Consider the following 24,538-nt stretch of genomic DNA (forward strand, 5'->3'; position numbering starts at 1 on the left):
TCGTTTTATAAGTGCGTTTAATCAAGAGTTGAAGCAGGCGTCGCGCGGGCCGGCGTTGTCCGATGTAGTCGAGGGGTCGCTGTCGGTCTGCGAAGGCAATCGCACCCGTTCTACGTTGTGGCGAAAGGAAGTGGTCTGGTCATCCAGATTCAATACCTAGGAGCTCCATTCGGTAAAACCAACCTGCGCGTTCCGGCACGCGCAAAAATTCTCCGTCGCAGCGCAGACGTCGACGAGTCACTGAACCAGACGCGGCGGTGTGATGGCTCCATAGTTCGGCCCCACGCCGCCAGAATTAACCGCCTGACATTTATCCGGCTGATTGCTCATCTGTACGAGTATGTAAGGCTTCGATCCGTTATTCGCCTTGAGAATACGCACACATGCGAATGCCACGACTGGCTGATAGCCCGTCGCGACGTTATTGACGACTGGCACCGTTTCGTATTCGCAGGAGTGGTCCCCGTTAGCACTACAATTGTCGACGGACGTGTAGAGCGTGTTCTTTTCACCAGGCTGGATGTAGGTTCCAGGCTGTGATCCGATGCCAAGCGAATCCGTATTCTGGCCCGCGATCAGTCCTCTCACGAACGGGACATCGTTTTGCTGAGTGGTCAGCGTCGTCCACTGCCCCGCTTCGCAGCCGTTCGCCTGATACGTTGACGAAATCTGGAAGACGTACGGCGTGCTGGGCGTCTGATTCACTGTCTGTCCGCTGATAGGTGCGGTACTCGTGGCCAGCTTCGGCGAGTTGGTCGACGAATTCCAGTAGTTGTCGTAGAGGCATTTGGAGATCGCGACGGGAAAGAGACCACCGGGACCGACGTAACCCGGCCTCGACACGGCAGCTGTTGCCGTCGCGGTGGCCGACAGCGACGACACCCCCACGACCTCCGCCAGATAGACGGGTATGCTGCCGTTCGCATTAGCAGTGCTCTTCGTCATCGTCACCCGAATGGCAGGCAAGTCATTCACGCCAGGCGTAAAGGGCACTCCCTGCAGCGTGCCCGGCTGACCCGTCACGTTCCAGTAGCCTGAGCCGACCTGCGTGACCTTGATCGCTGTCCCCTGAACCTTGTTCGACGTTGAAGCCGTGGCAAAGCTGGATGCCTTTTGTGTCGCAGTGTTCCAGTCAGGTTCGACTGCCGTAGTGTTACTGCACTGCGCACGCTGATACAGACACGGTGCGCCCGCAAGGGCTGCAGCGTCCGCTGCATTCTGCAATTCGTTCCGCGCCACCAGCAGATTTCCAATATCGATCGCCAGTGCCGCGAACCCCAGCAGCGACACCAGACTCACTGCCGTGATCACGGCAACGGAGCCTCGCTGCTTCGCTCTGCTCATCACGTACATGATAGCCGTCTCACTCGTTGTTCATGATCGTGGTGGCCGTCATGACGATCGGCCCCGTAAACGCCGACAGCATTGCGCCCAGGCCCAACCCTGCGTACTGGTACGAGACGGTAACCGTGAGCGGAGTGCCGAACGTACCGCCCACGCCGGAGGGAACACTGACCGTTGGCGTATTGCTCGCGCCGAACGTAATCAGATAGTTCTGGCAATAGGCGAGGACCACGTTCGTGACGTCCTGTTTGCTCGGCTTCGGATTGCGCAGCACGACACCCGCGCGCGCGCCTTCGCGACTTGCATTCGTGATCATCGCCTTGTCGTACAGCGCTACGCCGAACTCGACGATGCTGAAGATGACCAGCAGCAGTAGCGGTAGCACGATCGCAAATTCCACCGCCGCTGCGCCGCGCTGCGCCTTGCGATTCGTCCGGCGCCGTCTGCTCGCTGCAGGCACATCTTCACAAACGCCACTGTCCCGAATCCCTTCGACGACGTTTCCCCGCAGGCACGAACGCCACATGGCGATAGACGGCCCGTGATCAAGCACACGATCTCGCTTCATGAATTCCCCCCGTAGTCGCTTCATTTTGTTGCCCGGCAAGGCTGGGCTTTCGTCACGTGCGCCCGGTACTGTTCAAAGCTCGCCGGCGCGGAGTACCCGTGAATTGGCAATTGATATGCCATCGTCGAGCGGGCCTTGTACATCTTGACGATGATCGACTGTCGCTCCGGATCCGGCACGCAGAAGTACCGAGGATGTTTCACGCCCGACACGCCTGAACGGCGAGAAAGACGCATGCAGGCGGCGTTTCGGTTGTTAAGGGCTTGATACGCAGAGGTGACGATAGATGCCCAAACCGTATCGGGCTTGAAACAGCGTGGGGAATCGCCGGGGGCAACAGCATCCTGATGGCTTAAGCAACCCTTAAGGAGCCACGGCTATAACCACTCTCAGATGGGCACATCATGCACATCCATTCTTCAGAAAAGTGGCTTCGGGCGAAAGACTGTTTAGTTGATTTGGCGCGGCAGGGACGACGGAAGTGTCGCTGCAGATGACAGACGCGATGCATGGCCACGTTCTCCGCGCGGCACAAGGAGCCGAGAATGCAAGTCATTCACAACGGTTTCGGTCATCAAAAGCCGATCAGCGTATTTTTCGTGCTGCTATTGTCGTCGGTCGACGCTTGTGCTGAATCGGTTTGTCCTGCCTATGTATCGCTTCCGACTGGCAGCATTTTCAATCTGGCGCGTCTGATTGCAGACGCAGGCTCCCCCGAACTTGCACTCAGGAAAATTCGGGCTGCGCTCGCGCAAGTGACAGCAGCGGGCGGATGTCCCAAAGCTGAAGAGCCGAATGCATGTCAGGAAACGCTGACCGTTGCAAGAAAGGCCATGGCCGCGCTTCAGGCTTGCACATCGACGGCGTCGCCCGAAGAAACCGCAGAGCAGAATGGTCAGGCGCCGTCGAAATAGCTTAACGCGCTGCTCGCAACAAACGCGCGTTAAGCGAACGCGCGGTTACGAGTGTGCTCGAAATACTTTAACTCGCAAGGCACGGTTCATCCAAACCACCGCTCGTTAGCAATTTCCCTTCTTAGCCTGACCGGGAGGGCAATAGCCATTGCCCGGCCCTCCCTGGGGCTTACCTTGCGGTACGACGACTGCATGAGGCTCATCTGGCACATACACTGCACAGCCAGACAGTCCAGCCACTGATGCCGTCAACAGAATCATGATTATTTTCATTTCGCGCGTCGGGGAAGATGTTTTAAGTCCCCTCGGTCCTCCCAGTTCAGAAGTTGAAATTGATGCCTGACTGGCCGCCCGCCGACACATTAGAACCCCGCGATTGAGTCGCTCCACTCGCACGGTCGGCTTCGACCGTATAGCTTCCAGTAGCACCGACTGCCTGCGACAGCGGGATCGAAAGGAATTCACGGAATGTCCCTGTCGTCGTTGCGGCCGCAGGCATTGCGAGCGCACACGCACCCGCTTCGAGATTGGCGTTCATCGATGCCAACTCGGACGAACAAGGGCGCCTGCGGCGCCTTCTTCGCTTTATCAGCTCGAATGGCTGATGGCAACGCGCTGGCTGTGGTGAAGATTCGCGCTGACCCGTGCATGCGAGTGCGAATGTGAGTGCTCTGCATGACCCGCGCGAACACCCGTCCGGCTCGTTTGCGCGTCGGCGCGATCTGCCTGCGTGTCCGATCGATCCGCCGCGCGGGCAAGGCCGGCATCGCGGTCGGCGGAATTAAAACCGTTGGTATTACTTTGCCCCTTGCTGCTCATGTGACCAGCGGACATGCCACCCGCGTTGCCGCCCAGCCCACCGTGTCCGGCGCCGCCGCCGCTTCCGCCTCCATTGCCGCCTCCACCGCCATTGCCGCCCGCTCCCGCAAAGGCCGACATGGACGCAAGTACCACGAGGCCCGCGGCAATCCACTGCACTGTTTTCATCTTTGCTTTTCCGAGGTCTGCCCGAATGGTTCGATTGTACGAACGGCGCGCACGTGTGACTCCGGGCAGTTGTAATCAACTGTAAATGGCCTGGTCGCGTAGCCACGGATCAGGCATTGATCCCAAGGCCGATTGCGATGGTTCGATTGGATAGACTCCGAACCGATAGCTGCCATCGTTAAGTCATATTCGACGCCTGCCCGCACGCGCCGTAGCACACTCGCAGTCATGTGCATGAGGGCGCTAACTACAAGAATAAGAGTGAAGGGAATCTGGCGTGTACGGCCGAGGTCGGTCCGTATACCGACCTGCGTTGTTTCATGAGGGGGCGGAAGGGAATCCAGGCACACCACATCGTCGCGATTGAGCACCTGGAAATAGTAAGTACAGATTATACCGAGGCAATGCCCCGGCTGTACTAATTCCAGAGAGTCTTCACCAAAAGGTTGTTAGCCCTCGCATCACCGCAGAGCAAAACTACCTTGGTGGGCGGCGGGGTGGAAAGGCACAGGCCATTCGCATTGCGAAGCGTATCTTCAGTTGAAGCAAGGTACTCGACATACCGCTCGCGCCACCAGCGGCCACCAAAATGGTACGCCGTCGGGTTGATCGAAGACCAGAATTCGGCCGACTATCCACACGCGCCAATTTCCCCACACGCCGTGCAAAAATCGCAACCATCCTTGCGTATCACCGCATTTGCGCCGCAATTACCGCATTTACGGCCGTGCATCGTGCGCAGTTCCTGAGCGCCGCGCTGTTCCTCCGCGGCGTCTTCGATTGCCGAGAGTGCGTGATCTGCCGTCGACGCATTGGGATTCGTATGCCCGAGCGGCAGCCGTGCGAGCATACGCGAGGGCACCTGGTTGCCTTCCGCATCGAGAAAGCCGCGCCGATGCAGTATCTGCTGAAGCGCGTAAGCGAGCGCGGCGACTTCCGAATCGTGCCAGCGCGGCGAATGGTGTCCATCGATCCGCTGCACCTCGCCGAGCCTGACCTGGCCTCGGTCCCACGACACCTTGCGCAGATCCTGCAAATTGCGCGCGACAAAACCGCCGCGCGCGGCAAGCGACAGCGAGCGCATCGTCGCGGTGATCCATTGCTGCGACTCGTCGCGCTGACCGGCGGGAATGAAGAACTCGATGGGCCGTTCGATCGTCACTTCCTCGCCGCCGACGCGTCCCGTCACTTCGATGAACGACACGGCCAGATACAACGACTTCTTGCCGGCAGCCGTCAGGTACTCCACTTTCTCGATGATCGCGGGCAATTCCCCTCTCGGTCGATGATCGATTGCAACGCGCAGCGGGTCGAGATCGATTTCCGCGAGGGCATCATCGGGCGTGGCGGCGGGTTCCTGCGTCACGCTGAGCACGGCGCCGAGCGTTTCGTTTGGCCGATACGTTGCAAGACCTTTCAGGCCGCTTTTCCATGCATCGAAATAGAGGCTTTCGAAAGCGTCGAACGGATAGTCGGCGGGTACGTTGACGGTTTTCGAAATGGACGTGTCGATATACGGTTGCACGGCCGCCATCATGTCCAGATGATCGCGCGCGGACATTTCGAGCGCGCTGACGAAATAGTCCGGCAGATGGGCGACATCGCCGCCAAGCTCGCGATAAAGACGGTACGCATGATCTTCGACCGCGAACTGCTCGCGGCTGCCGTTCGCCATCACCTTCATGCGCGTGTACGTCCACGAGAACGCCGGCTCGATACCGTTCGACGCGTTGTCCGCGAATGCCAGGCTGACCGTGCCCGTCGGCGCAATGGAAAGCAGATGGCTGTTGCGAATGCCGTGCGTGCGGATGGCATCCTTGATGTCATCGGGCAGGCGCGACGCGAACGTGCCTTCTTCCAGATATTGCTTCGCGTTGAAGAGCGTAAACGCGCCGCGTTCGCGCGCGAGTTCGACGGATGCGCGATACGCTTCGTCGCGCATCAGGCGCGCGATGCGTACTGCGAAATCGCGGCCTTCCTGCGAGTTGTAGCGCAGTCCCATCATCACGAGCGTGTCGCCGAGGCCTGTGAAGCCGACGCCGATGCGGCGCTTTGCGCGCGACTCATCGTATTGCTGCGGGAGCGGCCAGAGCGTCACGTCGAGCACGTCGTCTAGAAAGCGTACGTGGGTGCGCGTGCGTTGCGCGAGCGCGTCCCAGTCGAACGACGGCGTGCCGCCATGCCGCTGCGCGAACGGATCGCTTACGAAGCGCGTCAGGTTCAGCGGACCGAGGTTGCAACAGCCGTAGGGCGGCAGTGGCTGCTCGCCGCATGGGTTTGTCGCGCGGATCGTTTCGACGGCGCGCAGGTTGTTGTCGTCGTTCATGCGCGAGATGAATACGATACCCGGCTCTGCGATATCGTAGGTCGAGCGCATGATGCGATCGAAGATCTCTTTCGCGCGCCGTTCGCTGTAGACCCACATGCCGTCTTCGCGCTTATGCATGTCGTTGGCTGCACGCATGGCCGGAGTCGGTTCCGCGCGATGCACGAGTTGCCACATTTCGTCGTTCTCGACGGCGCGCATGAATTCGTCGCTGACGGCGACGGATACATTGAAGTTGTTCCAGCGGCCTTTCGAATGTTTGGCCTCGATGAATTCGAGCAGATCGGGGTGCGTGCAGTCGAGCACGGCCATTTGCGCGCCGCGCCGGGAGCCGGCGCTTTCAACGGTGCGGCAGGACGCGTCGAATACGTCGATATAGCTGCAGGGTCCTGACGCTGACGAACTGGTCGTTTTTACGCGGGCGCCGTGCGGGCGGATCGCCGAGAAGTTGTAGCCGACGCCGCCACCGCGGCGCATGGTTTCGGCGGCTTGCAGCAGGGCGACGTAGATGCCGGGCAAGCCCTGTTCGTCGACGCCTTGGATACTGTCGCCGACCGGTTGCACGAAGCAGTTGATCAGCGTCGCGGCGATGCCTGAGCCTGCGGCGCTCATGATGCGGCCTGCACCGAGTGCGCCGTTCTGGAGGTTCTCGACGAAGCGCGCTTCGATTGCGGGGCGCAGGGCTTCGGGCTCGGCCATCGCGACGCCGCGTGCGACGCGGCGGTAGACATCGTCGGCGGTTTGTTCGTCGCCCTTGGCGTATTTTTCTTGCAGGACGTCGAGGGAGAATTGCTGCGGCGCGATGGGGGTTTGGCGTTTGTCTGGGCGTTGTCGTTGTTGTGGTTGCTGCAGTTGCGTCGGTTCGTTGTCGGTGTCAGCCATGAGGAGCCTCAGAGGCAGTGGTGCGCGACGCCCGGTCGCTGTGAGGGTTCACCTTATCTCACTACGCAGGGGTGTGCAAACCGCACACGGACGGTTTTTGATGTGGGGTGAATGATTTTGGGTTTTTCGCTTGGATCCGCCGATGGCGGTGTTTGCTGCGCACGCTGTTTGGTTTATTTGCCTTTGCGCTGGCATCCGCGAATTGTTAGCGTGCTTCACGCGTCGCCCCTGTGCGGGGCGGCACCTACTTTTCTTTGCCGCCGCAAAGAAAAGTAGGCAAAAGAAAGCGGCTAACACCGCCAGTTCTTGTGTTTGCCTGAGGGCCCCCACAGGGTCTTATGCTTCACACGGAAGCATCTCTGTTCGCGTTCGTTGCCAACGTTTCGAATGAACGCCTCACCCGCTTCGAATACTTGTACTCGGGCAAGCGGCAGCGAATGGTATGTGCCGCCCAGGTGGCAAACTGTGTGTAGGTTGTCGCGTCGTACAGGGTAGCGCTCTAACAGGGTGGAACGCGTGCGCTATCGGTCCGAAGTGAGGCGCGTGGAGCACAAGGGGCCGACACACAGTTTGCCACCTGGGCGGCGGTGGAATAGCTGGCGTGGCATACGGTACTGCGGGAGTTTGAAGCGGGTGAGGCGCCGATTAAGAGCGCTGGCAACGAGCGTGAGCCATGTGGTTGCCGTGTGAAGCGTAAGACCCGTTGGGGGCCCTCAGGCAGGAAGAAGAGTTGGCGGTGTGAGCCGCATTCTTTTGCCTACTTTTCTTTGCGGCGGCAAAGAAAAGTAGGTGCCGCCCCGCACAGGGGCGACGCTTGAAGCGAGCTAACGAATCGCGGATGCCATCGCAAACACAAGACCACCAAACCGCTTGCACAGCAAAAACCGCTACAAAAACCACCCAGCGTCGCAGACAACAAAAAAGCCATCATGCATGCACAGTAACCCCACCAATCGAATTACTAATCACCGCATGCGCAAGAGGCGCGACTTGCTTGCGCCGCTCCCGCGTAGGAGCAGTACCAAACGCATCCCGATAGCTCTTACTAAAATGACATGCCGACTGAAACCCACAAGCCATAGTGATATGCATGATAGACATATCAGTCTGCAACAAAAGCTCCCGCGCGCGCCTTAACCGCAAAGTCAGATAGTAATGAGTCGGCGTCATCCCAAGATGCTCACGGAACAGCCGCTGCAACTGCCGTTGCGACATATTCGCAAGCCTCGCGAGTTCCTCCCGCGAAAGCGGCTCTTCGATATTGTTCTCCATCAAGGCAATGACTTCGAACAACGACTTGTTCGCCGACCCAAGCCGCGCCACCAATGGCATCCGTTGCTGCGCGTTGTTGTCGCGCACATGCTCGACGATGAACTGCTCGGCAATCTGCGTGACACGCGGCGTGCCGACGCGCGCGGCAATCAGGTTCAGCATCATGTCGAGCGGCGCGACCCCGCCCGTGCAAGTCACCCGGTCGCGATCGATTACGAAAAGCTCTTTCAGAAACCGGATGTCGGGAAACTCTTCCTTGAGCGCCGACATGTTCTCCCAGTGAATCGCGCACGCATAACCTGCGAGTAATCCCGACTTGGCGAGCGCATACGTGCCCGTGCATAGGCTACCCAGTGCGACACCCGCCCGCGCGAAGCGGCGCAGCGCCGACAGATGCTCGGGCGTGGTCACGCGTTGAACGTCGATGCCGCCGCATACGAACACGATATCGGGCGTACCCACGCAATCGGCCGGGCCAGTATCCACAGACAGACCGTTGCTTGCGCTGACAGGGCCCCCGTCCGGGCTGATGACCGACCAGCGGTAGAGCGTTTGCCCGCTCAGATAGTTGGCCATGCGCAGCACCTCGATCGCATTCGTGAACGCGATCATCGTGAAGTTGGGCAGCGGCATGAACGCGAAGTGCGACAACGACGCGGTTCGATCGGGGGACATGGTTCGGGCGTTCCTTCTGCTCGATGTTCTGTTACGGCCGAGTGGGGAGACGGCCTTTCTTATTCTGCGAGTGAGCGCAACAAGCATGCCATACGGCTAAACCCTGGCTGGATAACCTCGATGCGGCAGTGCATTCGCGCGATCGCACCGGCGCTGTGCAATGCCCGCACTGTCTGCGAGCCTGTCGCGCTCTCAAGCGGTGCCGTTTGCGCGAACAAATAGTAGCCGGGCGCTGCGATGCACCATGGCGTAAACACATCAATTTACTCCATTGACACTGCTGATAAGCACGACCGGTCGCTTTCCGTCACTTGTCCAAAACGGACTTGCATGGCGGAAAAGGCAAAGAACGCGTCTGAAATCATAAATTGACGGGTCAGGCGAAAGACAAGAATAGAGTCGTCGGTGGAGGTGGTGCAAAGCCAGTCCAGTCAAGGGATAGCGCGGAATCGGACAGTCGGCCTCGCACTCGCTTTTCGCTTTTCAGTCATTAAATGTCCACTGAAGGTCAACCAGGTCAACTGAACGGAAGCCATGTCGAACGCCAACCCATTCTTCTCGCAGACCCTCGCCGAGCGCGACGCAGCCGTACGCAAGTCGGTGCTCAAGGAACTCGAACGCCAGCAGTCGCAGGTCGAACTGATCGCGTCGGAAAACATCGTGTCGCGCGCTGTGCTCGAAGCACAAGGCTCGGTGCTGACGAACAAGTACGCGGAAGGCTATCCCGGCAAGCGCTACTACGGCGGCTGTGAGTTCGTCGATGAAGTGGAAGCGCTCGCCATCGAACGGATCAAGAAGCTCTTCAACGCAGGTTTTGCCAACGTGCAGCCGCACTCGGGCGCGCAAGCCAATGGCGCCGTGATGCTCGCGCTCGCAAAGCCGGGCGACACGATCCTCGGCATGTCGCTCGACGCAGGCGGCCACCTGACGCACGGCGCGAAGCCCGCGCTGTCCGGTAAGTGGTTCAACGCGGTTCAGTACGGCGTGGATCGCGAAACCTTGCGCATCGATTACGACCAGGTCGAAAAGCTTGCGCACGAGCACAAGCCGTCGATGATCATCGCGGGCTTCTCTGCTTATCCGCGCGTGCTGGATTTCGCGCGCTTCCGTGCGATCGCCGATAGCGTCGGCGCGAAACTGATGGTCGACATGGCGCACATCGCAGGCGTGATCGCGGCAGGCCGTCATCCGAATCCGATCGAACACGCGCATGTCGTGACGTCGACCACGCACAAGACGCTGCGCGGTCCGCGCGGCGGCTTCGTGCTGACCAACGACGAAGACATCGCGAAGAAGATCAACTCGGCCGTATTCCCCGGTCTGCAAGGCGGTCCGCTGATGCACGTGATCGCCGGCAAGGCCGTCGCATTCGGCGAAGCACTCGAAGATAACTTCAAGACCTATATCGACAACGTGCTGGCGAACGCGCAGGCGCTCGGCGAAGTGTTGAAGGAAGGTGGCGTCGATCTCGTGACGGGCGGTACCGACAACCATCTGCTGCTCGTCGATCTGCGCCCGAAGGGCTTGAAGGGCACGCAGGTCGAACAGGCGCTCGAGCGTGCTGGTATCACGTGCAACAAGAACGGCATTCCGTTCGATACGGAAAAGCCGACGGTCACGTCGGGCATTCGTCTCGGCACGCCGGCGGGCACGACGCGCGGCTTCGGCGTTGCCGAGTTCCGCGATATCGGCCGCCTGATTCTCGAAGTGTTCGACGCGCTGCGCACGCATCCCGATGGCGACGCGGCAACGGAACAGCGCGTGCGCCGCGAGATCTTCGCGCTGTGCGAACGCTTCCCGATCTACTGAGCCGCTCGATCTACACGAAAGCCCCACAGCTACGGAGTCAAACATGAGCAACCTGCACGACAGCAGCATCATCATCGACGGTCTGAACATTTCGAAGTTCGACCGCTCGGTGTTCGAAGACATGAGAAAGGGCGGCGTCACCGCGGTCAACTGTACGGTCTCCGTGTGGGAAGACTTCCAGAAGACCATCGACAACATCGCGGAAATGAAGCAGCAGATCCGTGAGTACAGCGAGATTCTCACCCTGGTGCGCACGACGGATGACATTCTGCGCGCCAAGAAAGAGAACAAGACGGGCATCATCTTCGGCTTCCAGAACTCGTATGCGTTCGAGGACAACCTCGGCTATATCGAAGTGTTCAAGGAACTCGGCGTGAACGTGGTGCAGCTTTGCTACAACACGCAGAACCTGGTCGGCACCGGCTGCTATGAGCCGGACGGCGGTCTCTCAGGCTATGGCCGCGAAGTGATTCAGGAGATGAACCGCGTCGGCATCATGGTCGACCTGTCGCATGTGGGCGGCAAGACTTCTTCCGATGCTATCGCCTGCTCGAAGAAACCCGTCACGTATTCGCACTGCTGCCCGTCGGGTCTCAAGGAGCATCCGCGCAACAAGAGCGACGAGCAACTGAAAGAGATCGCCGACGCGAACGGTTTCGTCGGCGTGACGATGTTCGCGCCGTTCCTCAAGCGTGGCCCGGATGCGACCGTCGAGGACTACCTCGAAGCGATCGACTACGTAATCAACGTAATCGGCGAAGACAAAGTGGGCATTGGAACGGACTTCACGCAAGGCTACTCGACTGAGTTCTTCGACTGGATCACGCACGACAAGGGCCGCTATCGCCGTCTGACGAACTTCGGCAAGGTCGTGAACCCGGAAGGCATTCGCACGATCGGCGAGTTCCCGAACCTGACGGCTGCGATGGAAAAGGCAGGCTGGAGCGAATCGCGCATCAAGAAAGTGATGGGCGAGAACTGGCTGCGCGTGTTCGGCGAAGTCTGGAACGTCTAAGCGAAAACCTGAGAGAACAAGGAAACCTGCAATGCAACCGCAACTGCCCATCGACGTCGATCCGAACACGGGTGTCTGGACCACCGACGCGCTGCCGATGCTCTACGTGCCGCGTCACTTCTTCACGAACAATCACGCTGCCGTCGAAGAAGCGCTCGGCGTCGAAGCGTATGCCGAGATTCTCTACAAGGCCGGCTACAAGTCCGCGTACTACTGGTGCGACAAGGAAGCGAAGCAGCACGGCATCAGTGGCATGGCTGTGTTCGAGCACTACCTGAACCGCCTGTCGCAACGCGGCTGGGGTCTGTTCAAGATCATCGAAGCCGACCCGGCGACGGCGCACGCGAAGATCGAACTGCGCTATTCGTCGTTCGTGCTGCAGCAGCCGGAGAAGAGCGGCAAGCTCTGCTACATGTTCGCCGGCTGGTTCGCAGGCGCGATGGACTGGGTCAACGACACGACGGAAGGCGGCAAGAAGGCGCCGCGCAGTCAGTCGAAGGAAGCGCAGTGCGCGGGCGAACATCACGACCACAAGCACGACCACTGCGTATTTGAAGTATCCCCGCTTGCAGCTTGACAACAGAAGTACAGGCACGCGGCCGCTCGCTGGCTGCGTGACTGAAACAAGAGACTGAATCGAACCCGCTCGAGGTCGCCCGCAATGCGTTACCCCAATCTGTTCAAACCCTTGACGCTCAATCAGCTGACGCTGCGCAACCGCATTGTCAGCACCGCGCATGCCGAGGTGTATGCCGAACCGGGCGGTCTGCCCGGCGACCGCTATATCCGCTATTACGAGGAAAAGGCCAAGGGCGGTGTGGGCCTCGCCGTGTGCGGCGGGTCGAGCCCGGTGTCGATCGACAGTCCGCAGGGCTGGTGGAAGTCCGTCAACCTGTCGACGGACAAGATCATCGATCCGCTCTCGCGTCTCGCTGAAGCGATGCATCGCCACGGCGCGAAGATCATGATTCAGGCGACGCACATGGGCCGCCGCTCCGCATTTCATGGCGAGCACTGGCCGCATCTGATGACGCCTTCCGGCGTGCGCGAGCCCGTACACCGTGGCAACGCGAAGATTATCGAAGTGGAAGAAATCCGCCGCATCATCAGCGACTTCGCGGCGGCTGCGAAGCGCGTGAAGGACGCGGGCATGGACGGCATCGAAATTTCGGCTGCGCACCAGCATCTGATCGATCAGTTCTGGAGCCCGCGCACGAACTTCCGCACCGACGAATGGGGCGGCTCGCTCGAAAACCGTCTGCGCTTCGGCGTCGAAGTGTTGCAGGCGGTGCGCGAAGCGGTCGGCAAGGACTTTTGCGTCGGTCTGCGCATGTGCGGCGACGAGTTCCATGAAGACGGCCTCGATCACGAGCAGCTGAAGGAAATCGCGCAGGCGATGTCGGAAAAAGGGCTGATCGATTACATCGGCGTGATCGGTTCCGGCGCGGATACGCACAACACGCTCGCCAACTGCATGCCGCCGATGGCGCTGCCGCCCGAGCCGTTCGTGCATCTCGCGGCGGGCATCAAGTCGGTGGTCAAGCTGCCCGTGATGCACGCGCAAAGCATTCGCGATGCGGGGCAAGCGGAACGTCTGCTCGCGAACGGCATGGTCGATCTGGTCGGCATGACGCGCGCGCAGATCGCCGATCCGCACATGGTCATCAAGATTCGCGATGGCCGCGAAGATGAAATCAAGCAGTGTGTCGGCGCGAACTACTGTATCGACCGCCAGTACAACGGTCTCGATGTGTTGTGCGTGCAGAACGCGGCGACCTCGCGTGAAGCGACGATGCCGCATGTGATCGAGAAAACGCGTGGACCGCGCCGCAAGGTGGTCGTGGTCGGCGCGGGTCCGGCGGGACTGGAAGCGGCGCGCGTTGCGCGTTCGCGCGGTCACGATGTCGTGCTGTTCGAGAAGAGCGATGCTGTGGGCGGGCAGATCATGCTGGCCGCGAAAGCGCCGCAACGCGAGCAGATGGCGGGCATCGTGCGCTGGTTCGACATGGAAACGAAGCGTCTCGGTGTCGACCGGCGTCTGGGCGTCGAAGCCGACGAGAAGATGATTCTCGCCGAGAAGCCGGACATCATCGTGCTCGCCACGGGCGGCACGAGCTTCACGCAGCAAGTACCTGCATGGGGTGTCGAAGAAGGTCTCGCCGTGAGTTCGTGGGACATTCTGTCGGGCAAGGTCGAGCCGAAGCAGAACGTGCTCGTCTACGACGGCGTGAGCACGCATGCAGGTGCGGGCGTGGCCGACTTTATTTCGAGCCGCGGCTCGAAGGTCGAGATCGTCACGCCGGACGTGAAAGTGGCCGACGACGTGGGCGGCACGACGTTCCCGATTTTCTATCGGCGCCTATACGCGCAAGGCGTGATCCACACGCCGAACTACTGGCTCGACCGCGTGTACGAGGAAGACGGCAAGAAGATCGCCGTGATTCGCAACGAGTACACGGAAGAACAGGAAGAGCGCGTCGTCGATCAGGTCATCATCGAAAACGGCAGCACGCCGAACGACGCGCTGTACTGGAAGCTCAAGTCCGAATCGGTGAATCGCGGGCAGGTGGACGTACACAAGCTCTTCGCGGCGGAACCGCAACCGTCGCTTTCGGAAGAACTCGGCAATGGACGCTTCCTGCTGTTCCGTGTCGGCGACTGCATCTCGATGCATAACATTCACGGCGCGATCTACGACGCGCTGCGTCTCTGCAAGGACTTCTGACGATGAGCCCGGCGTTTCTCATCACCGCGTTGTTGTGGGTCTCGGTCGCCGGCCTTGCGTTCGCGGTCGCAAAACGGGCGGCTTACTGGCGTCTCGGAAGGGCAACGGCAGCTGGCGCATTCGGCTGGACCAACCTGCTGACCATTCCGAAGCGCTATTTCGTCGATCTGCATCATGTCGTGGCGCGCGATCCGTACATCGCGAAGACGCACGTCGCGACGGCGGGCGGTGCGATTGCGGCTTTCGCGCTCGTGTTCATCAACTACGGCCTGGCGATCTATTCGCCGTGGCTCGACCGGCTGATCTTTCTGGCTGCGCTGATCATGCTGGTGGGCGCCGTGTTCGTATGGCGCCGGCGTCACGCGAAGGATGTGCCCGCGCGCCTGTCGCGTGGCCCGTGGAATACGCTGCCCTGGCTGCTTGGCTCGTTCTCGCTCGGCCTGTTGCTGTACACGCTGTTGCCGGCCTCGGCGATGTCGGGTGGACTCGCGATCATCTTCGCGCTGCTGATTGCGGCGGGCGCGTTCGCGATGACGTTCGGCGCGGCGCGTGGCGGTCCGATGAAGCACGCGTTGGCCGGTCTCTTGCACCTCGCGTTTCATCCGCGTCAGGAGCGTTTCGCGGCGCAAGGCGACGTGCGTCGTGAAGCGGTCGTTCCGCCGACTGCGCTCAAAGCGCCCGTGCTCGAACAGAACGAATACGGCGTCGGCAAGCCCGTCGAGTTTCGCTGGAACCAGCTGCTGAGCTTCGATGCGTGCGTGCAGTGCGGTAAGTGCGAAGCGGCGTGTCCCGCGTTTGCGGCAGGCCAGCCGCTCAATCCGAAGAAGCTGATTCAGGATCTCGTGACAGGCATGGTCGGCGGCACGGACGCAGCGTATGCGGGCAGCCCGACGCCTGGCATCAAGGTCGGCCAGCATGGCGGCGATCCGCAGCGTCCCATTATCTCCAGCCTGATCGAAGCCGATACGGTGTGGTCATGCACGACGTGCCGCGCTTGCGTCCACGAATGCCCGATGCTGATCGAACACGTGGACGCGATCGTCGACATGCGTCGCAACCAGACGCTCGTACACGGCACGGTGCCGGGCAAGGGGCCCGAAGTGCTCGCGAATCTGCGCGAGACGGGCACGATGGGCGGCTACGACAAGGCGGCGCGCTACGACTGGTCAGTCGATCTGAGTTCGCCTGTCGCGCAACCGGGCAAGGCTGTCGATGTGCTGCTCGTCGCTGGCGAAGGCGCGTTCGACATGCGCTATCAGCGCACGTTGCGCTCGCTCGTCAAGGTGCTGAACAAGGCGGGCGTCAATTACGCGGTGCTGGGTGGCGAAGAAACGGATACGGGCGATGTCGCGCGTCGTCTTGGTGACGAAGCCACATTCCAGCGCATGGCGAAGCAGATGATGGGTACGCTCGCGACGCTCGATTTCAAGCGCATCGTCACCGCCGATCCGCACGTGATGCACAGCCTGCGCAACGAATATCGCGCGCTCGGCGGCCGCTATGACGTGCTGCATCACACGACGTTCCTCGCGGAACTCGTCGCAAGCGGCAAGCTGGCGCCGAAAGCCATCGCCGCGTTCAACGACAAGACGATCACGTATCACGATCCCTGCTATCTGGGCCGCTACAACGGCGAAACGGAAGCGCCGCGCCAGTTGCTGAAGACGATCGGCATCAAGGTCGTCGAGATGGAACGGCATGGCAAGCGCGGCCGTTGCTGCGGCGGTGGCGGTGGCGCGCCGCTGACGGATATTCCCGGCAAGCAGCGCATTCCCGATATCCGCATCGCCGATGCGCGCACGATCGGCGCGGACGTGGTCGCGGTGGGCTGCCCGAACTGCACGGCGATGCTCGAAGGCGTGGTCGGTCCGCGTCCCGAGGTGCTCGATGTGGCTGAACTCGTTGCGGCCGCGCTGGAGTGAACGATGAATACGACTATCAAACGTATCGATCCGCGCCGGCCCTTCGTCATCACGGCAGCAGGACTGAAGCGCATCACGCTCGGCGCGGAGCATGTCGCGGGTGCATCGACTGATCACGCGCTGCATGCTGGCGGGCACGGCCATGCCACGGTCAAGACGCTGCGCACCACGCAAGCGCCGCAACGTACGCTGCTTGTCGTTGCGCACAGCGACCGTGGCGGTCTCGACGATCACGCACGTCAGGCGCTGGCAGCTGCCGCGCTGATCGCGGACGCGGCGACGCAAGTTGCGCTGCTGGTGCTCGGCGAACTGAAGGATGACGCCGCCGCGCTTGGCGCGGACAAGGTGATCGAACTGCCGTCGTTTGACCGCCGCACGTTCGCGCCTGAACGCGAAGTGCAAGCCGTGGCGGCATGCGTCGCGCAACTCGCGCCCGCGCACATTTTCATGCCCGACAACGCGACGGGCGACGGCGATCTCGGCCGGCGCTATGCGGCGCTGGCGGGCGCAAGCATCGCGACGCATGTGGTGCAGATCGACGCGAAGCAGGTGTCGACGTATGCGCAGGCGAAAAAGGCCTACGCGACGCGCGCACTGCCCGACGTGATTTTGCTTGCTGCAGGCGCGGTCGATACGCGGCTGCCGTTTATCGGCGCAGGCGAGCGGCTTGAACTCACGGCATTCGCTCAAACGAACGACGCGTCGAACGGCGCATACCGTGATCTGGGTATCGAGGAAATCGACGCCGCGCAGGTCGCGCTCGAAGAGGCGGACTTCATCGTGTCGGCGGGTAACGGCGTGACGGATGTTGCCGCGTTCGAAAAGCTCGCGAGCACGTTCGGCGCGGCAATCGGCGCGAGCCGCGTCGCCGTCGACAACGGCATGTTCACGCGCGACAAGCAGATCGGCGCGACGGGCAAGACCGTCGAGGCGAGCGTCTACATTGCGTTCGGCATTTCGGGCGCGGTGCAGCACTTGCAGGGCATCAAGGATTGCCGCCACGTGATCGCGGTGAATCTGGATGGCAGCGCGCCCATCGTCAAGCGCGCGAACCTGACGATCATCGGCGATACGCAGGCGACCATCGCGTCGCTGATCGACGAGATCGACCGGGCGCGCTCGGGCCGTGGCGCGGGCGCTGCGCCCGTTGTGAAGCAGATCGTCGAAGGAGTCGCGGCATGAACGGCAAGCTCGAAAAAATCGCGGTGCTCGTGTCGGTCGGCAAGCATCCTGTCAGCGGCGTCGCGCGCTATAGCCGTAACGATGCCGCCGCGCTGGAAATCGGCCGCCAGCTGTCGAGCCAGCACGCCGCGCGACTCGACGTGCTGCATGCGGGCGATCCGGGTAATCCCGCACTCGAAGAGTACCTGGCGCTCGGCGCGGAGCGCGTCGAAGTGCTGACGTGCGCAGACAACGGAGACGCCGTGGGCCTGCTCGCAGCCCGGCTCAAAGGCTATGACCTCGTGCTGACGGGCACCTGTGCCGAAGGCGCGTTCGACAGCGGCATGCTGCCCTACCGGCTCGCGGACGCGCTGCAGGTCCCGCTAGTCGGCACGGCTGTCGAAGTGTCGATTGCAGGCGGCCGCGCGACGGTGCGGCAATTCTTGCCGAAGGGCGTGCGCCGCCGCGTCGAGGTCGCGCTGCCCGCCGTCGTCGCCGTGCATCCGCTCGCGACTGTCACGCCACGCTATGCGTACGCGCGGCTACGCGCCGGCTCGATCGCGCCTCAGCGCGTGGAGGCGGGCGCCGACGCGGAAGCGGCGCAATGGACGCTCGCGCCCGTCACGCGCAAGCCGGTCCGGCTCGCGGCCGCCGAGAAGCGCACGGGCCATGCCCGCATGCTGTCCGCGACGACCACGGAAAGCCGGGGCGGCAGCGTCGTAATTGAAGGGACTTCGGTCGAAAAAGCACAAGTGATACTCGATTATTTGCGCGAGCATCAACTCATCGAATACTGATTTTGCGCCGCACCCACACGGCCTCGGAACCCGGAGCACACATGAAAGTATCGGCAGACATTCGCGCGCTCGTCGATCGGCGCAAGAAGGGTTACAGCCTCGAAGCACCGTTTTATCTGAGCGAAGAAATTTTCTCGCTCGATATGGACGCGATTTTCCGTCAACACTGGATTCAGGTCGCCGTCGAGCCGGACATTCCCGAGCCGGGCGATTACGTGACCGTCGAACTGGGCAACGATTCGATCCTGATCGTGCGCGACGACGACATGCAGGTGCGCGCATTCCACAATGTGTGCCGCCATCGCGGCGCGCGTCTGTGCAACGAGGACAAGGGGTCAGTTGGCAATATCGTGTGTCCGTATCACAGCTGGACATACAACCTCGCGGGCGAGCTGATGTTCGCCGAGCACATGGGCGAGAAGTTCGACCGCTGCAAGCACAGCCTGAAGAGCGTGCATGTCGAGAACCTTGCCGGTCTGATTTTCGTGTGCCTCGCGCAAGAGCCGCCCGTCGATTTCGCCGTGATGCGCGCCGCGATGGAGCCGTATCTGCTGCCGCACGATCTGCCGAACTGCAAGATTGCCGCGCAGATCGACATCATCGAGAAAGGCAACTGGAAGCTCACGATGGAGAACAACCGCGAGTGCTACCACTGCGTCGCGAACCATCCCGAGCTGACCATTTCGCTCTACGAGTACGGCTTCGGCTATCAGCGCTCGCCCGCGAACGCGGAAGGCATGGATGCATTCGAGCGCACCTGCATCGAGCGCGAGAAGCAGTGGGAAGAGATGGGTCTGCCTTCTGTTGAAATCGATCAGCTGTCGGACGTGACGGGTTTTCGCACGCAGCGTCTGCCGCTCGATCGCAGCGGTGAATCGCAGACGCTCGACGCGAAGGTCGCATCGAAGAAGTTGCTCGGCGGATTCGAGCAGGCCGACCTGGGCGGGCTGTCGTTCTGGACACAGCCGAATTCGTGGCATCACTTCATGAGCGATCACATCGTGACGTTCTCGGTGATTCCGCTGTCGGCGGGCGAAACGCTGGTGCGCACCAAATGGCTCGTACACAAGGACGCGGTGGAAGGCGTCGATTACGACGTAGCGAATCTCACGGCCGTGTGGAACGCGACCAACGACCAGGACCGTACGCTCGTCGAATTTTCGCAGCGCGGCGCATCGAGCAGCGCATACGAGCCGGGTCCGTATTCGCCGTACACGGAAGGGCTCGTCGAGAAGTTCAGCGACTGGTATGTGCAGCGCCTTGCGGCGCATGTCGAGAGCCCGGTGGCGGAGCAACGCACGATCAACATCAAGGCCGTTTAAGGCCGGCTGCAGATAAAACCAACCGGATGCCTGGCGGCAAGTGGAGCAAGCAATGATGCGCGATGCAGCAACCTTCGGACCCGTCGAAAGCCGCGTGACGAAGCCCGAATTCTGGAGCGCGTTGCCGGCGCGCTGGACGAGCGATGTCGAGGAAACGCTGGTCTGCTGCCAGGTTCGTCAGGAGACGCACGACGTGAAGAGTTTTTTCTTCCGTTCGCCGGAAGGCCGTGCGTTCGTGTTCGAGCCGGGGCAGTTCATCACACTGGAGCTGGAGATCGACGGCGAGACGATCAATCGCTGCTACACGATTTCATCGTCGCCGACGCGGCCGCATACGATTTCGATCACGGTGAAGCGTGTGCCTGGCGGCAAGGTGTCGAACTGGCTGCACGATAACCTACAGGCGGGTGCGCGCGTGCGGGTGCTGGGGCCGGCGGGTGAGTTTACGTGCGCGCGGCATCCGGCGCGGAAGTATCTGTTTTTGTCTGCTGGTTCCGGCATTACTCCGTTGATGTCGATGAGTCGCGCGCATCATGAGTTGAGCGAGGATCGCGATATCGTGTTTGTGCATAGCGCTCGCACGCCGGATGACATTATCTTCTCGCGGGAGCTTGATCTGATTGCTTCTAATCAGGTTAATTTCAGGACTTCGTTTGTTTGTGAGCGGGTTGGGAGTCGGACTAACTGGCCAGGTGTTACCGGGTTTTTGACGCTGCCGCTGCTGAAGCTGATTGCTCCGGATTTTATGGAGCGGGAGATCTTTACCTGCGGTCCTGCGCCTTATATGCAGGCTGTGCGCAATCTGCTCGATGAGGCGGGGTTTGATCGCAAGCAGTATCACGAAGAGAGTTTTTCTTTCGAGACGTTGATCGAGAATGAGCCTGAAGTTGCGGCTGAAGTGCTTGAGGCTGAAGAGAAGGCTAATGGTGCTGCAAATGGCACGCAAATGTTCTCGGTGAGCTTTTCACGCAGTAATCGTTCGATTGAATGTGGGTCGTCGCAACATGTGCTGGATGCGGCCCGGCAGGCCGGAGTGCGGTTGGCCGCTTCCTGTACACAAGGGATGTGCGGCACCTGCAAGGTGAAGCTCGTGTCTGGCCAGGTGGAGATGAAGCATAACGGTGGGATTCGGCAGCGGGAAATTGATCAGGGGATGGTGTTGTTGTGCTGTAGTAAGCCTTTGAGTGATCTCGTGGTGGATAAGTGAGTTTTTTTGTCTGCGACGGCTGATTGGTTTGCTTGATTTTCTTCTGGCATCCGCGAATTGTTGGCTTGCTTCAAGCGTCGCCCCTGTGCGGGGCGGCACCTACTTTTCTTTGCCGCCGCAAAGAAAAGTAGGCAAAAGAAAGCGGCTAACACCGCTAATTCTTGTGTTTGCCTGAGGGCCCCCAAAGGGTCTTACGCTTCGCACGGCAGCCTTTCTGTTTGCGTGCGTTGCCAACGCTTCGAATGAACGCCTCACCCGCCTCGAATGCCCGTACCCGGGCAAGCGGCAGCGAACGGTATGTGCCGCCCAGGTGGCAAACTGTGTGTAGGTTGTCGCGTCGTACACGTTAGCGCTCTTACTGGTGGGACGCATGCGCTATCGGTCCGAAGTGTGGCGTGTGTGGCACTACGCCCTACACACAGTTTGCCACCTGGGCGGCCGTGGAACATCTGGCATGGCGTGTCGCAACGCGAGCGCGTGAAGCGGGTGAGGCGCACCGCAAGAGCGTTGGCAACGAGTATGGGTCACGTGATTGCCGTGTGAAGCGTAAGACCCTGTGGGGGCCCTCAGGCAAACACAAGAATTGGCGGTGTTAGCCGCTTTCTTTTGCCTACTTTTCTTTGCGGCGGCAAAGAAAAGTAGGTGCCGCCCCGCACAGGGGCGACGCTTGAAGCACGCTAACAAAACGCGGATGCCAGCGCAAAGGCAAAGAAACCAAACTGGCCGCGCCACGAAGGCATAACGCGGATGCCAGCGCAAACCATAGCGAACCACCCAGCGTCGCAGACAAAAAAACCATGCGTCGCATACAGACAAGTAAACGTCGCAAACCCGACCACCTGATGCATTCTGGTTAGCGATTCTAAAGCCACACCGCGGCAAGCGGCCACAAGGAGATCGACCATGAAGCACCTTAAAAAACTGATGTTATGCGGGGCGCTACTCGCCGCAATGAGCGCAATCGGCACGGGCACCGCGGCAGCGGACACCAAACCGACGATCAAAATCGGCTACGTCGAAGGCTGGGACGACAGCGTCGCCACATCGAACGTCGCTGCACAGATCATCGAAAAACGCCTCGGCTACCCAGTGCAACTCGTGCCCGTAGCGGCAGGCATCATGTGGCAGGGCGTGGCGCGCGGCGACCTGGACGCGACTCTCTCGGCGTGGCTGCCCGTCACGCACGGCGCGTACTGGGATCAGTTCAAGGGCAAGGTGCAAGACCTGGGCGCCAACTTCAACGACGCAAAGATCGGCCTGATCGTGCCCGCCGACGTGCCGGAAAAAACCATCGCCGATCTGCAGGCGCATAAGGCCGACTTCGGCGGACGCATCGTCGGCATCGACGCCGGCGCAGGCGTCATGAAGAAAACCTCGGATGCCATCAAGGCCTACAACCTCGACTATCAACTGATGCCGAGTTCGGGCAGCGCAATGACCGCGGAACTCGCGCGCTCGATGAATGCCAATAAACCCGTGATCGTTACAGGCTGGATTCCGCACTGGATGTTTGCCAAGTGGAAGCTGAAGTTCCTCGAAGACCCGAAGAAGGTGTACGGCGAATCCGAACACGTGGATAGCGTCATCAATCCGGGCCTCGATACGAAGGCACCGCAAGTAGTCGCGTTTCTGAAGAAATTTCAATGGAAGCCGGGCGAAATCGACAGCGTCATGCTGGCGACAGAGAACGGCGCCAAGCCTGCCGACGCAGCCGGATCGTGGATCGCCGCACACGGCGACCGCGTGAACAGCTGGGTAGGCGGAGCACAATAACCGTCCTTCCCTAACGCGTTCTGACGAGCGTTTTGTGATGGTGCAGGTGCGCTGCGCGCGCATCTGCATCACCGATGTATGTTTCGGTTGTTCGTGTTCCAGCCAGCGCGCAGGCTCCTTCTTACTACAGATGGAGACACTGGATGGATCAGGCAAGACTGCGTACCCGCAGTATCGAAGGCGCTAACGACGGCGCCGCGCATGAAGGTCATTCGCTGCAACGCGGCCTGACCTGGAAAGACGCTTTCTGGGTGACGAGCGGCGTGCCCGGCGGTGTGCTGTTTACGATCGGCGGCGTATCCGCAACGATCGGTCAACCCGCGTGGGCCATATGGGTCGCGGCGATCCTGATGGGCCTGATTCAAAGCGCGACTTACGCCGAAATTTCAGGGCTTTTCCCGCACAAGTCGGGCGGCGCGTCCGTATACGGCGCGATGGCCTGGGTGCGCTACAGCAAGACCATCGCGCCCGTTTCCGTGTGGTGCAACTGGCTCGCCTGGTCGCCGATGCTCGCTTTGGGCACGGGCCTCGCCGCCAATTACGCGCTCTCCAGCCTCTATGCGCCCGATGCCGCGATCAATACGTGGCGTCTGACACTGCTCGATCTCAGCTTCATCAAACAAGGGCTGTCGCTGCGCATCAACGCGACGTTTATCATCGCAGCGATCTTTCTGCTGATCACATTCAAGCTGCAGCATAGCGGCGCGTCGAAAGCCGCGAAGACGCAGCGCATTCTCGGCATTGCATCGCTTGCACCCTTGCTGATCGTCGGTATCGTGCCGTTCGTGACGGGCGACGTGCCCGCGGTGCATCTGTGGCCGCTGCTGCCGCTCGGACACGATGCGCAAGGCAACGTGACGGCGTCGACGTTCGGCTCGTGGAATGGCGCGGGCATCACGATGGCGTTCGGCGCGATGTTCATGGCGGGCTGGGCCGCGTACGGCTTCGAGACGGCCGTCTGCTACACGCGCGAGTTCCGCGATCCGCGCAGCGACACGGTAAAAGCAATCTTCTGGTCGGGCATGGCGTGCCTGGTCGTGATGACGCTGGTGCCGCTCGCGTTTCAGGGTGTGTTGGGCACGAAGGGCATGCTCGATCCGAAGATCGCCGACGGCACGGGCGTGGCTGCCGCAATGGCGCATATGGTCGGCGGCGGCGCGCTGATGTTCGACGTGGTCGTCATCATGCTGATGCTGACCATCCTGCTGATCGTGATGACGTCGATGATGGGCTCGTCGCGCACGCTGTATCAGGCATCCGTCGATGGCTGGCTGCCGAAGTATCTGTCGCACGTCAACGAGCACGGCGCGCCGACGCGGGCGATGTGGACCGACCTCGGCTTCAATCTGATCCTGCTGCTGATGTCGGACTACATGACGGTGCTGTCGATCTCGAACGTCTGCTACATGATCTTTGTGTTCCTCAATCTGCAATCGGGCTGGATTCACCGGCTGGATCGCGCGGATGCGGATCGACCGTTCCGTTGTCCGGCGTGGCTGCTCGCCGCGGGCGCGCTGTGTGGCTATCTGGATCTCGCGTTCATCGGCGCGGGTGCGGACATGCAGGGCGTGGGAACGATGCGCAATGGACTGATCGCGATGCTGCTGATCGTGCCCGTGTTCATGTTCCGCCACTACGTGCAGGATCGCGGGCGTTTCCCCGCGCGCATGCAGCAGGATATGGAGTGGAAAGGCGGATTGCGGCCCGCTGGCCTGCGTGGTTTGCTGCCGTATGGCGCTTTACTGCTCGCCGTGTTCGTCGTATGGTTCTCGCACTATCTGGCGAAGCCGTTCCTTTGATAGCCTTTAAGTGATGCCGCCGCCGCGTCCGTCTTGCAGC

General features: G+C 60.9%; 18 protein-coding genes. 12 read left to right on the top strand and 6 right to left on the bottom strand.

Translation table 11 applies throughout. From position 1 onward, the window contains the following. Positions 1-237: 237 nt before the first annotated feature. Both BLT65_RS36105 and BLT65_RS36110 read right to left on the bottom strand, forming a co-directional pair. Positions 238-1,353: a TadG family pilus assembly protein gene (locus BLT65_RS36105; RefSeq protein ID WP_091787360.1), complete on the bottom strand. Its 1,116-nt coding sequence runs from the start codon at positions 1,351-1,353 to the stop codon at positions 238-240. 10 nt (positions 1,354-1,363) lie between these two features. Continuing rightward, positions 1,364-1,729, bottom strand: a complete 366-nt coding sequence (locus BLT65_RS36110) for a TadE/TadG family type IV pilus assembly protein (RefSeq protein WP_229514539.1) — start codon at positions 1,727-1,729, stop codon at positions 1,364-1,366. A gap of 728 nt (positions 1,730-2,457) precedes the next feature. Here BLT65_RS36110 and BLT65_RS36115 point away from each other — a divergent pair. Then, on the top strand, positions 2,458-2,826 hold the full coding sequence (locus BLT65_RS36115; protein WP_042314009.1) for a hypothetical protein: 369 nt from the start codon (positions 2,458-2,460) through the stop codon (positions 2,824-2,826). A 319-nt stretch (positions 2,827-3,145) separates the two neighbouring features. Here BLT65_RS36115 and BLT65_RS36120 read toward each other — a convergent pair whose 3' ends face one another. From BLT65_RS36120 to BLT65_RS36140, 4 genes are all read right to left on the bottom strand, one after another. After that, positions 3,146-3,364, bottom strand: coding sequence for a hypothetical protein (locus tag BLT65_RS36120; protein WP_091787365.1), 219 nt, complete (start codon positions 3,362-3,364; stop codon positions 3,146-3,148). A 50-nt stretch (positions 3,365-3,414) separates the two neighbouring features. After that, positions 3,415-3,813, bottom strand: coding sequence for a hypothetical protein (locus BLT65_RS48145; protein ID WP_091787368.1), 399 nt, complete (start codon positions 3,811-3,813; stop codon positions 3,415-3,417). A 631-nt stretch (positions 3,814-4,444) separates the two neighbouring features. Beyond that, positions 4,445-7,021, bottom strand: coding sequence for an adenosylcobalamin-dependent ribonucleoside-diphosphate reductase (locus BLT65_RS36135; protein WP_244186897.1), 2,577 nt, complete (start codon positions 7,019-7,021; stop codon positions 4,445-4,447). Positions 7,022-7,948: 927 nt separating this feature from the next. Beyond that, positions 7,949-8,968, bottom strand: a complete 1,020-nt coding sequence (locus BLT65_RS36140) for a GlxA family transcriptional regulator (protein ID WP_091787374.1) — start codon at positions 8,966-8,968, stop codon at positions 7,949-7,951. A 534-nt stretch (positions 8,969-9,502) separates the two neighbouring features. Between BLT65_RS36140 and BLT65_RS36145 the strand changes: the two genes are divergently transcribed. The 11 genes from BLT65_RS36145 to BLT65_RS36195 all read left to right on the top strand — a co-directional run bounded on the left by BLT65_RS36145 (position 9,503) and on the right by BLT65_RS36195 (position 24,498). Next, complete coding sequence (locus BLT65_RS36145; protein WP_091787376.1) at positions 9,503-10,777, top strand: serine hydroxymethyltransferase; 1,275 nt, start codon at positions 9,503-9,505, stop codon at positions 10,775-10,777. 43 nt (positions 10,778-10,820) lie between these two features. Further along, positions 10,821-11,792, top strand: a complete 972-nt coding sequence (locus tag BLT65_RS36150) for a dipeptidase (protein ID WP_042314023.1) — start codon at positions 10,821-10,823, stop codon at positions 11,790-11,792. Between the two features lie 31 nt (positions 11,793-11,823). Next, complete coding sequence (locus BLT65_RS36155) at positions 11,824-12,369, top strand: DUF5943 domain-containing protein (protein ID WP_042314027.1); 546 nt, start codon at positions 11,824-11,826, stop codon at positions 12,367-12,369. Positions 12,370-12,453: 84 nt separating this feature from the next. Next, positions 12,454-14,517: an NADH:flavin oxidoreductase gene (locus BLT65_RS36160; RefSeq protein ID WP_042314030.1), complete on the top strand. Its 2,064-nt coding sequence runs from the start codon at positions 12,454-12,456 to the stop codon at positions 14,515-14,517. Between the two features lie 2 nt (positions 14,518-14,519). Beyond that, positions 14,520-16,439, top strand: a complete 1,920-nt coding sequence (locus BLT65_RS36165) for a (Fe-S)-binding protein (protein WP_091787378.1) — start codon at positions 14,520-14,522, stop codon at positions 16,437-16,439. Between the two features lie 3 nt (positions 16,440-16,442). Continuing rightward, positions 16,443-17,621, top strand: coding sequence for an electron transfer flavoprotein subunit alpha/FixB family protein (locus tag BLT65_RS36170; protein WP_091787381.1), 1,179 nt, complete (start codon positions 16,443-16,445; stop codon positions 17,619-17,621). After that, positions 17,618-18,397: a drug:proton antiporter gene (locus BLT65_RS36175; protein WP_091787384.1), complete on the top strand. Its 780-nt coding sequence runs from the start codon at positions 17,618-17,620 to the stop codon at positions 18,395-18,397. The genes BLT65_RS36170 and BLT65_RS36175 overlap by 4 nt, the downstream gene beginning before the upstream one ends. Before the next feature lie 41 nt (positions 18,398-18,438). Continuing rightward, positions 18,439-19,719, top strand: a complete 1,281-nt coding sequence (locus BLT65_RS36180; protein ID WP_042314041.1) for an aromatic ring-hydroxylating oxygenase subunit alpha — start codon at positions 18,439-18,441, stop codon at positions 19,717-19,719. Positions 19,720-19,771: 52 nt separating this feature from the next. Further along, a complete protein-coding gene (locus BLT65_RS36185) occupies positions 19,772-20,926 on the top strand; it encodes an FAD-binding oxidoreductase (RefSeq protein ID WP_042314044.1) in 1,155 nt (384 codons plus the stop codon). Positions 20,927-21,829: 903 nt separating this feature from the next. Continuing rightward, positions 21,830-22,699 carry a glycine betaine ABC transporter substrate-binding protein gene (locus tag BLT65_RS36190; RefSeq protein ID WP_042314288.1) on the top strand — a complete coding sequence of 290 codons (870 nt, stop codon included), beginning with the start codon at positions 21,830-21,832 and terminating at the stop codon, positions 22,697-22,699. 143 nt (positions 22,700-22,842) lie between these two features. Next, a complete protein-coding gene (locus tag BLT65_RS36195) occupies positions 22,843-24,498 on the top strand; it encodes a trimethylamine N-oxide permease (protein ID WP_091787387.1) in 1,656 nt (551 codons plus the stop codon). The last annotated feature ends 40 nt before the right edge of the window (positions 24,499-24,538 follow it).

Source organism: Paraburkholderia steynii, from assembly GCF_900100565.1.
Taxonomy (GTDB): domain Bacteria; phylum Pseudomonadota; class Gammaproteobacteria; order Burkholderiales; family Burkholderiaceae; genus Paraburkholderia; species Paraburkholderia terrae.